This window comes from Amycolatopsis sp. NPDC039088, assembly GCF_055598845.1.
This window is the reverse complement of sequence record NZ_JBVKAE010000003.1, coordinates 243507-256192: the sequence shown is the minus strand read 5'-3', so window position 1 is coordinate 256192 and position 12686 is coordinate 243507. Positions and strand designations below refer to the sequence as shown.

The window sequence follows — 12686 nt, the reverse complement described above, 5'->3', positions numbered from 1 at the left end:
ACTCATGCTGTTCGCCGGGAAGAAGGACCGCGTCGCCCTGCGGTTCGGCGCCGAATCCCTGACCTACGGCGAACTCGCGTCCGTCGCGGGATCGCTGGCCATCGGGTTGGCCGGCCGCACGCGGGTGGCGGTGTGGGCGACACCGACCCTCCGGACGTGTGTCGCGATCGTCGCGGCGCTGACCGCCGGAGTCCCGGTGGTGCCGATCAACCCGAAGGCCGGATCGCGCGAACTGGCGCATATCGTCGCCGACAGCGCGCCGGATCTGGTGCTGGCCGAGCCGGACACGGTGCTGCCCGCGGAACTCGGGGCGCTGTCACGGCTCGACGTCGACCTGGATGCCTCGGGTACGCCGTGGCAAGGAGCCGAGCCCGACCCGGAGACCCCGGCGTTCGTCATCTACACCTCCGGGACCACCGGCCCGCCGAAGGGCGTCCTGCTCCCGCGACGGGCGGTGGCCTCGAATCTCGACGCGCTCGCGGAGATCTGGGACTGGACCGACGCCGACGTCCTCGTGCACGCCCTCCCGCTTTTCCACGTGCACGGCCTGATCCTGGGCGTGGTCGGCCCGCTGCGGCGGGGAGGTTCGCTGCACCACCTCGGGCGCTTCAGCAGTGAAGCCGCGGCGCAGGAACTCGCCGGTGACGGCACGATGCTCTTCGGCGTCCCGACGATGTACCACCGGCTGGCGGCCGACTGTGAAGCCGATCCCGCGCTGGCCACCGGAGTGGGTGCGGCGCGGCTGCTGGTGTCGGGTTCCGCGGCCCTGCCCGCGACCGATCACGAGCGGATCGCCGCGGCGACCGGACAGCGCGTGGTCGAGCGCTACGGCATGACCGAGACGCTGATGAACTGCGGTGTCCGCGCCTCGGGGGAGCGGCGGCCCGGCGCGGTCGGCCCGCCGGTGCCCGGTGTCGAACTGCGGCTGGTCGACGACTCCGGAGTTCCGTTCGACGCCGTCGACGGTGAGACGGTGGGGGAGATCGAGGTCCGCGGCCCGAATTTGTTCCTCGGCTACCTGAACCGGCAGGACGCCACGGAAGCCGCGTTGCACGACGGTTGGTTCCGCACCGGTGACATGGCGGTGCGTGACGCGGACGGCTACGTGCGGATCGTCGGCCGCCGCGCCACCGACCTGATCAAGAGCGGTGGCTACAAGATCGGCGCGGGCGAGATCGAGAACGCGCTCCTGGACCATCCCGGGGTCGCCGAGGCGGCCGTCACCGGCGAGCCGGACGAGGATCTCGGCGAGCGTATCGTCGCCTGGATCGTCCCGGCCGGGGTGAAGCCGACGGCCGACGAACTCGCCGACCACGTGGCCGGTCTGCTGTCCCCGCACAAGCGACCGCGGGTGGTCCATTACCTGGAAGCGTTGCCCCGCAACGAGATGGGCAAGGTTCTCAAGCGGGCGCTCCATGGCTGACCCGCTGGGCTGGAAAGGGTACGGCGCCGCTCTGGCCCGTGCGAGAGAACGCACGGGCACGGACGAGGCGGTCGTCTGCGAACGCGCGAAGTTCGGCGGCCACGAGGTCATGGTGATCCGCTTCGAGTTCGGCTTCCTCGGTGGCTCGGTCGGCACCGGGACCGGCGCGCTGATCGAGCAGGCGCTCGATCAGGCTCGCGAGCTCCGCTTGCCCGTCGTGTCACTGCTGTCCACGGGTGGCACGCGGATGCAGGAGGGCGTTCCCGCCCTGCGGCAGCTTCAGCGCATCGCGCGAGACCTGGTGCTGGTGCGTGAAGAAGGCCTGCCGCATATCGCCGTCGTGCGGCATCCCACCACCGGCGGGGTGTGGGCGTCCCTCGGCGCCGATGCCGACGTCGTGCTCGCCGTGCCCGGTGCCCAGGTCGGGTTCGCCGGTCGCCGCGTGCGGGAAGAACGCCACGCCGACGATCCCGCCTACACGGCGGAAAACCAGTACGAGGCCGGATATCTCGACGAACTGGTGACCGAGGACGCGCTCGCCGACCGGCTGGAGGTCTGGCTCGATCTCCTGACCGGCGGTTCCCGGAACCGTCCGGCCGAGCTGCCCCGGGCGCTCGGCTCCCTCGAAGCCGCGCGGGACGGCTGGCACGCCGTCCAACGCGCACGCTCGGCGGAGCGGCCTCGTGCGGCCGCCTACCTCGATGACCATTTCGACGCCCGCGTCACCCTGCGAGGCGGCGCCGACGATGGTGTCCTTTGTGGAATCGGCGGCCGGGGCGGACGGTCGATCGCGTTCGCGGCGCAGACCGGGACCGCGACCACGCCCGACGGCTTCCGGACCGCGACCCGGTTGATCCGGCTCGCCGACCGGCTGGGCCTGCCGGTGCTGACCCTCGTCGACACCCCGGGCGCGGCCGCCGATCCGGCCGCGGAGAAGGCCGGGATCGGACACGCCATCGCCGAACTGTTCGGCACGGTCGCGGCGGCGAGGACGCCGATCACGACACTGGTGATCGGCGAAGGCGGGTCGGGTGGCGCGCTCGCCTTCTGCTCGGCGGACCGGATCTGGCTCACCCCGGACGCCTGCTTCTCCGTCATCGCACCGGAACTGGCGGCGGGAATCCTCAAACGGGACGCCGAGGAGATCCCCGCGCTCGCCGGCGAGCTGAAGCCACGTCCCGAAGATCTGCTCGCCCTCGGTGTCATCGACGGCATCGCGGGATCGGAACCGGTCACCTTCGCGAGATAAGGGGTTCGACATGGTCAAACGGATATCCGCCGCGGTGGTCGCCGCGGTCGCGCTCGCTCTCCTGGCCACACCGCCCGCTCAAGCCGGCGACGCCACCCGCTACGTCGCCATGGGCAGTTCTTTCGCGGCTGGACCGGGAATCCCGCCGCAACAGCCCGGAACACCGGCCGCCTGCGGACGTTCGACCAAGAACTACGCGAGCCTCGTCGCCGAGAAACACGGACTGGCCCTCACCGACGTGACCTGCAGCGGTGCCACCACCGCGAACATCCTCACCACCGGACAGGCCGGGCAGCCACCGCAGATCGAGGCGGTCACCCCGGGCACCCGGCTCGTGACGGTCACCATCGGCGGCAACGACGTCGGCTACGTCGGCAGCCTCTTCACCTACGGCTGCCAGAACACCGGCGGCGCGAACTGCGGTCAGGTCGACCAGAACGCCATGCGCACGGCACTCACCACGGTGCACGAGAAGATCGGCGCCGTCATCGCGGCCGTCCACCGGCGCGCGCCGCGGGCCAGGGTGCTGATCGTCGACTATCTGACGATCGTGCCGCGCACGCCGCCCGCCTGTGACGGCGTGCCGCTCACCTCGGAGCAACTGGCCTTCGAACGCGAAGTCGCGGACCGGTTGGCGGCCGCGACCCGGCGAGCGGCCCGCACCGAGCGGGCGACCCTGATCCCGGCCGCCGCGGTGAGCGCGCACCACGACGCCTGTGCCGCCGTTCCGTGGATGGAGCGGTACGCGACCGCGCCGGGACGCGTTCCCTACCACCCGAACGAAGCCGGGATGGCGGCCGTCGCCGATCTGGTCACGGCGCGGATCCACTAGCCCGAGCGCGGAAGGTGCGCCGGTAGCTGTCCGGCGGCACCCCGACGGTCTGGTTGAAATGCCGACGCAAGGTCGCGGCGGTGCCCATGCCGGTGGCTTCCGCGATCAGGTCGACGCTCTCGTCGGTCCGCTCCAGTAGTTCCTGCGCGCGGCGGATGCGCTGGGTCAGCAGCCAGCGCAGCGGCGTCGTCCCGGTCGCCGAGCGGAAGTGCCGCGCCAGGTTGCGCGAACTCATGTTGGCGCGGCGGGCGAGATCTTCGACGGTCAGCGGCCGGTCCAGCCGTTCGGTCACCCAGGGGAGCAGGTCGCCGAGCGGGTGCCCGTCCTGCGCGGGCACCGGCGCGGTGACGAACTGGGCCTGCCCGCCCGCACGATGCGGTGGGACGACCAGGCGGCGGGCGATGGTGTTCGCGATCGCCGAACCGTGGTCGGAGCGGACCAGGTGCAGGCACAGGTCCATCGCCGCGGCCTTGCCCGCCGAGGTGAGCACGCTGCCGTTGTCGACGTAGAGGACGTCCGGATCGACCTCCACGAGGGGGTGGCGGGCGGCGAGGACGTCGGTGTGCGCCCAATGCGTCGTCGCGCGGCGGCCGTCGAGAAGACCCGCGGCGGCCAGCACGAACGCGCCCGTGCAGAGGGACGCCACCCGCGCGCCGGCTTCGTGGGCGGCGCGTACCGCGTCGACGAGATCGGCGGGCGGGTCGACGTCGATGTCGGCCCAGCCGGGGACGATGACGGTATCGGCGCGCGCGAGCCGGTCGAGCCCGTGGTCCGGTTCGAGGAGGAACCGGCCGACCTTGACCGCGGCCGAACCGCAGACGGTGAGTTCGTACCAGGGGCCGGTGAATCCCGGCAGGCCCGTGCCGAAGACCTCGTTGGCGATGGACAGCTCGAACTGCAGCATCCCGTCGGTGGCGGCGAGGGCGATCGTGCTCATGTCCGAAAGTGTACGCATGATGGCGTTCCGGACACTGTCGACGAGCGGTCTCCGCCGACAGGATGGTCCACAGTGGATCAGTCGAGGGCAGGAGAACTCATGGGTACGGGATACGACGTCGCGGTGTTCGGGGCTTACGGGCACACCGGGCGGTTCGTGGTGGCGGAGTTGCGCGAGCGGGGAATCGGCGTGCTGGCCGTGGGCCGGGACGAAGCCAAACTGCGTGCCCTGCCTTGGCCCGGCCTCGAGATCAGGCAGGCCTCGGTCGATGACCCGGCCTCTCTCGATCGCGCACTCGAAGGCGCGGACGCGGTGATCAACGCCGCCGGTCCGTTCGCCGATACCGCCGCTCCGGTGATCGAAGCGGCACTGCGGGCGGGCGTGCCGTATCTGGACGTGGCCGCGGAACTCGAAGCCAACATCGACACCTTCGCGGATTTCGGCGACCGCGCCGAGGGAGCGACGGTGGTCCCGGCGATGGCGTTCTTCGGCGGCCTCGGCGACCTGATGGTCACGGCGGCGATGGGCGACTGGACGTCGGCCGACGAGGCGCATATCGCCTACGGGCTGAGCAGCTGGCACCCGACCGAAGGGACCCGTGCGGCGGGCAAGGTGTCGCGGGAGCGGCGCGGCGGGCAGCGGATCCGGTTCTCGGGTGGCCGGATCGAGCACCGCGACGACGCGCTGCCAGAGCTGGACTGGGACTTCCCGGCGCCGCTCGGGACCCGTGCCGTGTTCGGCGAGTTCACGATGGCCGACGTCGTCACCGTCCCGAGTCACCTCGACATTCCCGAAGTGACCACCTACATGACGGTGAACGCGGCCCGCGAGGTGGTGACCCCCGAGACGCCGTCACTCGCCACGGACGGCCCGTCCTCACAGACCTTCGTGGTCGACGTCGTCGTGCGGTCCGGTGCCGCGGAACGGCGGATCGTCGCACAGGGGCAGGACATCTACGCGATCACGGCGCCGCTGGTGGTGGAGGCCGTCCAGCGGGTGCTCGACGGCCGGACCAAAGCGACCGGCGTCGTCTCGGCCGGAGAGGTCTTCGACGCGGCCGATTTCCTGGCGGCGCTGGCCCCGCGGATCACCTTCACTACATGAGGACCGCGGCGAGGGCCGCGTAGGCGCCACCGCCCACGAAGAGCCCGACGAGGGTTCCGACCGAGACTTCGGCCGTGGTGTGGTCCTTGAGTTCGACGCGGGACCAGCAGACCCAGCCCACGCCGAGTAACAGAAGGGCGAACCAGGGGTTGTACACCTGTACGAGGATGGCGACGGCTCCGGCGGCGACGGCCGCGTGCATGCTCACTTTGAACTTGAGCCCGAAGGTGATGGCCACCGCGACGATCAAGGAGACGAGTTCGGCGGCCGCGAGCGCGATCAGTTCGCGGGGCCCGTCGCCGATGATGAGGATGGCGAAGCCGACGGCGAGGAAACCGATACAGGCGGCGAAGGGGATCACGCGTCCGGCCCGGTCGGTGACGTGGTGGCTGTCCCACTGTCCCTTCCTGGCGCCGCGGACGATGACCGCCATGGGCAGGATCGAGCCGAAGACGCCGGTGATCAGCCCCCACAGCAGGGTTTCGCCGACGTGATGCGAGGTGACTCGCCAGGCGACGGCGAGCGGGAGCAGGAGTACCCAGACCCAGGGGGCGAGCACCTCGGTGGCGAGGCGGGCTGATCGCCGCCGGGTGCTCGCGGCGGTGGTTTCAGCGGGCACGGGCGACATGGGGTGGCTGCTCCTTCGTGGGTGGTCCGGCTAATCGCGGGCAGGCGAGTGTGTCATCCGCCAGCCGGGATGCGGCAAGCGCACAGGGGGAACCGGCCCGGGCCGGTACTCGAAATGCCACCACTCATTGTCGTAGATCCGGTAGAGCGCGAAGCGGGCACCGTGGTCCTCCCGCCACTGCGCGCCCTCGCGCAGCCGGATGTCCAGCGCGGTACCCCGGACATGTGCCGAATCCTTCGCCGGCAGAACCTGCTTCGGGATCGCCCGTTCCGACGCGATCTCGGAGAGGAACAGGTGATGCTGCTCGGCGGCGTCGCGGTGCCCCGAGGTGAGGCCGATCAACGTGCGGTGCCGCCAGAACGCCTCGGTCCTGGCGGCGGTGAACGCGGCCGGTGTCCCGCCGGTGAGCCCGGCGAGGTTCTCGGCGGGGAAGCGCAACGACAGCGCCCATCCGCAGGCGAGACGGCGGGCGCGGCCGGGGGAGCGCGACCACGCCGGGATCAGCAGCAGTACCGCGAGGACGCGGGTGATCGCCGCGAGAACGAATTCCTTCATGCCGTCCACGGTCGCCGCCGCTTGTCCGGCGGGGAACCGGTGCGGGTGCCGCGCCCGCTCGCCGAAGACGCCGGCCCGGGACACGCGATCGAGCTGCTCGCCGCCGGGCCGGACGACAACGAACGGGGACGGGGTTACACCACCGAGGTCCCGCCCGGCACCGCGGTTCTCGGCCAGGCCGTGGGTCCGGACGCGGTCACGGTGACTCTCTCGATCGGAGTCGCCGGACTGTCGGCTCGCGCCGTCGACCAGATCGTGTGCACCGCCAGGGATTCGCTCGGCGGCAACGAGCGGATCACTCTGCGCGGCGGGGGAAGCGCCCGTGGTCCGCTGTCCTGCTAGGAAAGCGCGGCTCAGACCGCGAGTGGTCTGAATCACCGGTGCCGGTCCCTCGCTTTGTCCGGATCATCCGGCTAGCTTAGGCAAGGCTAAGCAAACAGACGTGGGGTGGTTGTGGCGTGGAAGGGATCGAGGGCAAGGTCGCGTTCGTCACCGGAGGCGCGCGCGGGATCGGGGCGGCCGTCGTGGACGGGCTCGCCGGGGCGGGCGCGATCGTGGCGGCGGTGGACCTGGCGGAAGGACCGTCCCGGGATGGGGTGACCTCGTACGTCGCGGACGTCGGGGATCCGACGGCTGTCGCGCGCGTGGTCGGCGAAATCGAACGCGAACTCGGGCCGATCGGGATCGGGGCTTCGGTCGCGGGTGTGCTGAAACCGGGTTCGGTGTGCGAGACCAGTGACGAGGACTGGGCGGCGACCTTCGCGGTCAACTCCACCGGCGTGTTCACCGTGCTCCGCGAGATCTCCCGTCGCATGGTGCCCCGACGGAGCGGTGTGCTGGTGACGGTGGGGTCGAACGCCGCGGGTGTTCCGAGGACCGGGATGGCCGCCTATGCCGCCTCGAAGGCCGCGGCGACGATGCTGACCCGCTGCCTCGGGCTTGAACTCGCCGGCTCGGGCATCCGGTGCAACATCGTCTCGCCCGGTTCGACCGACACCGACATGCAACGTCTACTGTGGACGGACGAGAACGGCGCGGATCGCGTCATAGCGGGAAATGCCGGGCAATACCGTGTCGGCATACCGCTGGGTCGGATAGCCGATCCCGCCGATATCGCCGACGCTGTCCTGTTTCTGGCCTCCGATCGCGCGCGGCACATCACGATGCAGAACCTCTACGTCGACGGCGGCGCCACGCTCCGCGCGTGATCTCGATGACGCAACGAAGACTTTTCGGGTCCGTATGATTAGGTTAGGCTAACCGAAGAAGTGTGTCCCGGGGGTTGCTTTCCGCGTCGGCTCAAGGCACTGACGCACCTCAAGTGGGCCGACCTGGTCAGTGGTATTCGCGAAAGGGAATTCAGTCGTGTCCTCACCCGCACCGGCTCGGCCGAGGCCGGTCCACCAGGCGGCCGATCTGCTGGCGGCGTACCTGCCCGGATCGTTCTACTACTCGTCCGCTCGAGGATCGTTGCTCGCCGACGGGGTGTATTCCCCGGTCCATGCGGCGCCGGGCAGGCGTGCCCGTGTCGCCGCCGAAGTCCTCGACGCCGCCCTCGTGGCGGGAGTGGCCGAGCCCGTGGTGGCCGGGGCGATCGGGTTCCGGCCCGACGCCCCGAGCAGCCTGGTGGTCCCCGCCGTGGTGCGCCGGGCCGGACCACCGAGGAAGAGCGGCCCGGTCGCACCGCTCGGTGGGAACTGGTCGGTGTCGCCGCGCCCCGCGCCGGAGGTCTACACCACTGCCGTCGCCAAGGCGCTGGACGAGATCCGCGACGGTGACCTGCGCAAGATCGTGCTGGCCCGCTGTCTCGACGTCACCGGCGGAGACCCCGTCGCGGTACCTCGCCTGCTGGCCCGCCTCGTGCACGCCGACCCGGCGGCACACGCGTTCGCCGTCGACGTCAGCGCGCCAGGGGATCCCGCGCCGCGCACGCTGATCGGCGCGAGCCCGGAACTGCTGATCTCGCGCCGCGGCCGGATCGTCACGGCAAACCCGCTGGCCGGTTCGCGTCCGCGAGTGGCAGACGACGCCGAGAACGCCCGCCGGATCAGCGAGCTTCTGGGGTCCGAAAAGGACCGTGCCGAACACGCTCACGTCACCGCTCAGGTGGCGGAAGTGCTGGGCCGGTTCTGCGTCGACCTCGACGTGCCCGCCGAACCCGAAGTGATCGGCACGCCAACGATGTGGCACCTCTCCACTCGGATCAGCGGACGGCTCGCCGACCCGGGCGACGCCGGTTCGTCCGCGCTCGGGCTCGCGGAAGCACTGCATCCGACCCCCGCCGTCTGCGGCGTTCCCACCGGGCTCGCCCGCGACACCATCGCCACGCTCGAACCTGAAGACCGCGGCTACTACGCGGGATTGGTCGGCTGGACCGATCCGGACGGGGACGGCGAATGGGTGGTCACCATCCGCTGCGCCGAGGTCCGCGACCGGACCGTGCGGCTGTTCGCCGGCGCCGGGGTGGTGGCCGGTTCCGATCCGGAAGCGGAACTCGCCGAGACCGGCGCGAAGTTCGGCACCATGCTGCGCGCGCTGGGGCTGGAGGGCGTGGCGTGAGCCCGGATCACGTGCCATGGCCGCCCGAAACCGCCGCGCGGTACCGGGTTTCGGGATACTGGCGCGGCCAGACTTTCGGCAAGCTGCTGACCAGCCTCGCCGAGGCCTACGCCGAACGTCCCGCCGTGATCGGCGAGTCCGCGCGCTGGAGCTTCACGGAACTCGACGAGCGGGCGCACCGGCTCGCCGCCGGGTTCGCCGGAGCCGGAATCGAGGCGGGCGACCGCGTCGTCGTCCAACTGCCGAACGTGCCGGAGTTCGCGTCCGTCGTGTTCGGACTGTGGCGCGCCGGTGCGCTGCCGGTGTTCGCCCTGCCCGCGCACCGGATCAGCGAACTGCGGCACTTCGCCGAACAGAGCGAGGCCGTGGCGATCCTGACCGTCGGCGAGCACGAACGGTTCGACCACGCGGCCATGGCGCACGCGGTCGCGGCCGAAGTCCCGTCGGTACGGGAGGTCTTCGTCGTCGGCACGGAGGAATTCGCCGCACTCGAAGCGACCACTCCGCGAGCCCTGCCGGATCCGGATCCCGCCGGTGTCGCGTTCCTCCAGCTGTCCGGCGGCAGCACCGGGCTGCCCAAGCTGATCCCGCGCACGCACGACGACTACCTCTACAGCGTCCGGGAAAGCGCGCGGATCTGCGGCTTGCGCCCGGAAAGCGTGTACCTCGCCGCGTTGCCGGTCGCGCACAACTTCCCGCTCAGTTCGCCGGGTTTGCTCGGCGCGCTGCACGCGGGCGCGGCCACGGTGTTCGCGCCGCGTCCGGACGCCGACACCGCGTTCCGGCTGATTGAGGCCGAAGGCGTGACGATCACCGGACTCGTGCCGCCGCTGGCCGCCGCGTGGACGCAAGCCGCCACGAGGACCACCCGCGATCTGTCCTCTTTGGACGTAGTGCTGGTCGGTGGTGCCAAATGCGCCCGTGAGTTGGCGGAGAAGATCGGGCCCGCGCTGGGCTGCCGTCTGCAACAGGTGTTCGGCATGGCCGAGGGACTGGTCTGCTACACCCGGCTCGACGATCCGGACGAGTACGTCCTCGCCACGCAAGGTCGGCCGATCTCGCCGGACGACGAGATCCGCGTCGTGAACCCGGACGACCCACTGTCCACTTCGGACGACATCGTCGCGCCCGGTGAGATCGGCGCACTGCTCACCCGCGGCCCGTACACGATCCGCGGCTACTTCCGCGCCACCGAGCACAACGAGACCGCGTTCACCGAAGACGGCTTCTACCGCACGGGAGATCTGGTGCGCCAGCATCCGTCCGGGCATCTGGAAGTGGTCGGCCGGGCCAAGGAACAGATCAACCGCGGCGGCGAAAAGGTGGCCGCGGAAGAGGTCGAGAACCATTTGATGGCCCACCCCGGTGTGCTCGACGCCGCCGTCGTCGCGGTGCCGGACCCGTACCTGGGCGAGCGCACCTGCGCCTACGTCGTCGCGGTGCCCGATCCGGGAGGCGCCGAACCCGGCGCGGCCGAGCTGCGCCGGTTCGTGCGTGAGCGTGGGGTGGCGGCGTTCAAGGTGCCCGATCTGGTCCAGGTGGTGCCGGAGTTCCCGGTGACCGGCGTCGGAAAGACCAGCAAACGCGAGCTGCGGGCGGCACTGGCCGCCCTGGCGAAGGAGAAGTGAACGTGTCACTGCCCAAGATCCCGCCGTACCCCCTGCCGACGGAGGCCGAGTTGCCCGCCGGACGGGTCGGCTGGAAACCCGACCCCGCCCGCGCCGCGCTGCTGGTGCACGACGCGCAGCGGTACTTCCTCGCGCCGTACGAGGGATCCCCGATCCCGGAGATGATCGCGAACATCGCCGCGCTCGCCGACGCCGCCCGCGTGGCGGGGGTGCCGGTGTTCTACACCGCGCAGCCCGGCCACCAGGCCGCCGAGGACCGCGGTCTGCTCACCGAATTCTGGGGCGACGGCATCGGCGCGGTCATCGACGACGACCCCTCGGCCGCGGACGTGGTGCCCGGACTCGCACCGAAACCGGGCGACACCGTCCTGACGAAGTGGCGCTACAGCGCGTTCCAGCGCAGCACGTTCACCGAACAGCTCGCCGAAGCCGGCCGGGACCAGCTGCTGATCACCGGCGTCTACGCGCATATCGGCTGCCAGGCCACCGCCGTCGAGGCGTTCATGCGCGACATCCAGCCGTTCCTGGTCGGCGACGCCGTCGCGGACTTCTCCCGCGAACGGCACGACCAGGCCTGCGAGTACGTCGCCCAGCGCTGCGGCGCACTCACCACCACGGCCGCCGCGCTCGCCGCGCTGGCCCCGATCCACGCCGGAGCCCGGTAATGAGCCTCACCACAGCGAAGATCCACGCCGACGTCGCCGAACTGCTCGGCTGCGACCCGGCCGAGCTGACGCCGGAAACCGAGCTGACCGACCTCGGCCTCGACTCGATGCGGATCATGGGCCTGGTCGAACAGTGGCGCTCCGAAGGCGCGGACACCCTCGAGTTCGCCGACCTCGCCGAACAGCCGACGCTGGGTCACTGGACGAAGATCCTCACCGGGAACACCGCGTGAGCCGCGCCGACCACCGCCACCGCCACCTCGAACGCATCGCCGAGGTGCGCGCGGGTGAACACGCGGAGAAGGTCCCGTACCCCATCCGCGTCCGGCGGGCCGAAGTCGTGCGGACCACGATGATCGGCTCCGGGCTGCTGCGCGTCACCCTCGGCGGCCCGGGAACGGCGGGGTTCGAGGCGCATTCACCCGACGAACACGTCAAAGTGCTGTTCCCGGAGGTCGACCCGGAGCCGCGGTTGCCGGAACAGGACGGCGACATGTTGCGCTGGCCGAAGCCGTCGCCGACGTCGCGGGAGTACACGGTCCGCCGGTACGACCCCGTTTCCGGGGAACTCGATCTCGACGTGGCACTGCACGACGGCGGGCTCGGCTCCGGCTGGGCCAAGGCCGTCTCGCCGGGCACGCCGGTGCACGTCGCCGGACCGCCGGGTGGGCTGATCGTGCCGCACACCTACGACCGCTACCTGCTCGCCGGTGATCTCACCGCATTACCCGCGATCGCGCGCTGGCTCCAAGAACTGCCCCGCACCGCTGCGGGCTGGGCGTTCATCGAGGTCGCCGACGCGAGCGAAGAGATCGAGCTGTCCGCGCCCGAAGACGTCGAAGTGCACTGGCTGCACCGAGACGGTGCCGCGCCGGGCGACTCCGAGCTGCTCGCGCGTGCCGTCCGCACGATCGAAGTCCCGGCAGGGCAACGGCTTTACGCCTGGGTCGCCGGGGAAGCCGGGCAGATCAAGCCCTTGCGCCGCTGGCTCAAGAACGACCTCGGTCTCGGCAAGGACGACCACGACGTGACCGGCTACTGGAAACGCGGAGTCGCGGACTTCGACGACGACCACGACCACTGATCCCCACTCAGCGAAGAACGAG

14 protein-coding genes are annotated in these 12686 nt (G+C 70.9%); 11 read left to right on the top strand and 3 right to left on the bottom strand.

The window, feature by feature from the left end:
• Positions 1–4 precede the first annotated feature (4 nt).
• Genes ACZ7KI_RS05995 through ACZ7KI_RS05985 form a run of 3 tightly spaced genes read left to right on the top strand, consistent with a single transcriptional unit; the run spans position 5 to position 3504 of the window.
• Positions 5–1423 (top strand): acyl-CoA synthetase, encoded by a 1419-nt coding sequence (locus tag ACZ7KI_RS05995; protein WP_470272086.1) that lies wholly within the window; start codon positions 5–7, stop codon positions 1421–1423.
• Positions 1416–2672 (top strand): carboxyl transferase domain-containing protein, encoded by a 1257-nt coding sequence (locus ACZ7KI_RS05990; protein ID WP_470272085.1) that lies wholly within the window; start codon positions 1416–1418, stop codon positions 2670–2672. Before ACZ7KI_RS05995 ends, ACZ7KI_RS05990 begins: the two co-directional genes overlap by 8 nt.
• Before the next feature lie 10 nt (positions 2673–2682).
• Positions 2683–3504, top strand: coding sequence for an SGNH/GDSL hydrolase family protein (locus ACZ7KI_RS05985; protein WP_470272084.1), 822 nt, complete (start codon positions 2683–2685; stop codon positions 3502–3504).
• Here the strand turns inward: ACZ7KI_RS05985 and ACZ7KI_RS05980 are convergent.
• The gene (locus ACZ7KI_RS05980) at positions 3485–4459 is read right to left on the bottom strand and encodes a helix-turn-helix domain-containing protein (protein ID WP_470272083.1); all 975 of its coding nucleotides are present in this window, start codon (positions 4457–4459) and stop codon (positions 3485–3487) included. The two genes, ACZ7KI_RS05985 and ACZ7KI_RS05980, sit on opposite strands and share 20 nt — an antisense overlap.
• A gap of 81 nt (positions 4460–4540) precedes the next feature.
• Between ACZ7KI_RS05980 and ACZ7KI_RS05975 the strand changes: the two genes are divergently transcribed.
• Complete coding sequence (locus tag ACZ7KI_RS05975) at positions 4541–5545, top strand: saccharopine dehydrogenase family protein (RefSeq protein WP_470272082.1); 1005 nt, start codon at positions 4541–4543, stop codon at positions 5543–5545.
• Here ACZ7KI_RS05975 and ACZ7KI_RS05970 read toward each other — a convergent pair.
• Together ACZ7KI_RS05970 and ACZ7KI_RS05965 are read right to left on the bottom strand one after the other, a co-directional pair.
• Complete coding sequence (locus tag ACZ7KI_RS05970) at positions 5538–6173, bottom strand: hypothetical protein (protein WP_470272081.1); 636 nt, start codon at positions 6171–6173, stop codon at positions 5538–5540. The two genes, ACZ7KI_RS05975 and ACZ7KI_RS05970, sit on opposite strands and share 8 nt — an antisense overlap.
• Before the next feature lie 30 nt (positions 6174–6203).
• Entirely contained in the window at positions 6204–6728 is a 525-nt protein-coding gene (locus ACZ7KI_RS05965) for a M15 family metallopeptidase domain-containing protein (RefSeq protein ID WP_470272080.1), read from the bottom strand.
• 39 nt (positions 6729–6767) lie between these two features.
• Between ACZ7KI_RS05965 and ACZ7KI_RS05960 the strand changes: the two genes are divergently transcribed.
• From ACZ7KI_RS05960 to ACZ7KI_RS05930, 7 genes are all read left to right on the top strand, one after another.
• Positions 6768–7070, top strand: a complete 303-nt coding sequence (locus ACZ7KI_RS05960) for a GerMN domain-containing protein (protein ID WP_470272079.1) — start codon at positions 6768–6770, stop codon at positions 7068–7070.
• A 116-nt stretch (positions 7071–7186) separates the two neighbouring features.
• Positions 7187–7936: a 2,3-dihydro-2,3-dihydroxybenzoate dehydrogenase gene (dhbA, locus tag ACZ7KI_RS05955; RefSeq protein ID WP_470272078.1), complete on the top strand. Its 750-nt coding sequence runs from the start codon at positions 7187–7189 to the stop codon at positions 7934–7936.
• A gap of 157 nt (positions 7937–8093) precedes the next feature.
• Positions 8094–9287 carry an isochorismate synthase gene (locus tag ACZ7KI_RS05950; protein ID WP_470272077.1) on the top strand — a complete coding sequence of 398 codons (1194 nt, stop codon included), beginning with the start codon at positions 8094–8096 and terminating at the stop codon, positions 9285–9287.
• Positions 9284–10915: a (2,3-dihydroxybenzoyl)adenylate synthase gene (locus tag ACZ7KI_RS05945; protein ID WP_470272076.1), complete on the top strand. Its 1632-nt coding sequence runs from the start codon at positions 9284–9286 to the stop codon at positions 10913–10915. Before ACZ7KI_RS05950 ends, ACZ7KI_RS05945 begins: the two co-directional genes overlap by 4 nt.
• The gene (locus ACZ7KI_RS05940; RefSeq protein WP_470272075.1) at positions 10912–11580 is read left to right on the top strand and encodes an isochorismatase family protein; all 669 of its coding nucleotides are present in this window, start codon (positions 10912–10914) and stop codon (positions 11578–11580) included. The genes ACZ7KI_RS05945 and ACZ7KI_RS05940 overlap by 4 nt, the downstream gene beginning before the upstream one ends.
• Positions 11580–11813 carry a phosphopantetheine-binding protein gene (locus ACZ7KI_RS05935; RefSeq protein ID WP_470272074.1) on the top strand — a complete coding sequence of 78 codons (234 nt, stop codon included), beginning with the start codon at positions 11580–11582 and terminating at the stop codon, positions 11811–11813. The genes ACZ7KI_RS05940 and ACZ7KI_RS05935 overlap by 1 nt, the downstream gene beginning before the upstream one ends.
• Complete coding sequence (locus ACZ7KI_RS05930; RefSeq protein ID WP_470272072.1) at positions 11810–12664, top strand: siderophore-interacting protein; 855 nt, start codon at positions 11810–11812, stop codon at positions 12662–12664. Before ACZ7KI_RS05935 ends, ACZ7KI_RS05930 begins: the two co-directional genes overlap by 4 nt.
• Positions 12665–12686 lie beyond the last annotated feature (22 nt).

Coding starts and splice junctions, on each gene's coding strand:
- ACZ7KI_RS05995 (WP_470272086.1), top strand. CDS start 5: ATGCTGTTCGCCGGGAAGAAGGACCGCGTCGCCCTGCGGTTCGGCGCC.
- ACZ7KI_RS05990 (WP_470272085.1), top strand. CDS start 1,416: ATGGCTGACCCGCTGGGCTGGAAAGGGTACGGCGCCGCTCTGGCCCGT.
- ACZ7KI_RS05985 (WP_470272084.1), top strand. CDS start 2,683: ATGGTCAAACGGATATCCGCCGCGGTGGTCGCCGCGGTCGCGCTCGCT.
- ACZ7KI_RS05980 (WP_470272083.1), bottom strand. CDS start 4,459: ATGCGTACACTTTCGGACATGAGCACGATCGCCCTCGCCGCCACCGAC.
- ACZ7KI_RS05975 (WP_470272082.1), top strand. CDS start 4,541: ATGGGTACGGGATACGACGTCGCGGTGTTCGGGGCTTACGGGCACACC.
- ACZ7KI_RS05970 (WP_470272081.1), bottom strand. CDS start 6,173: ATGTCGCCCGTGCCCGCTGAAACCACCGCCGCGAGCACCCGGCGGCGA.
- ACZ7KI_RS05965 (WP_470272080.1), bottom strand. CDS start 6,728: ATGAAGGAATTCGTTCTCGCGGCGATCACCCGCGTCCTCGCGGTACTG.
- ACZ7KI_RS05935 (WP_470272074.1), top strand. CDS start 11,580: ATGAGCCTCACCACAGCGAAGATCCACGCCGACGTCGCCGAACTGCTC.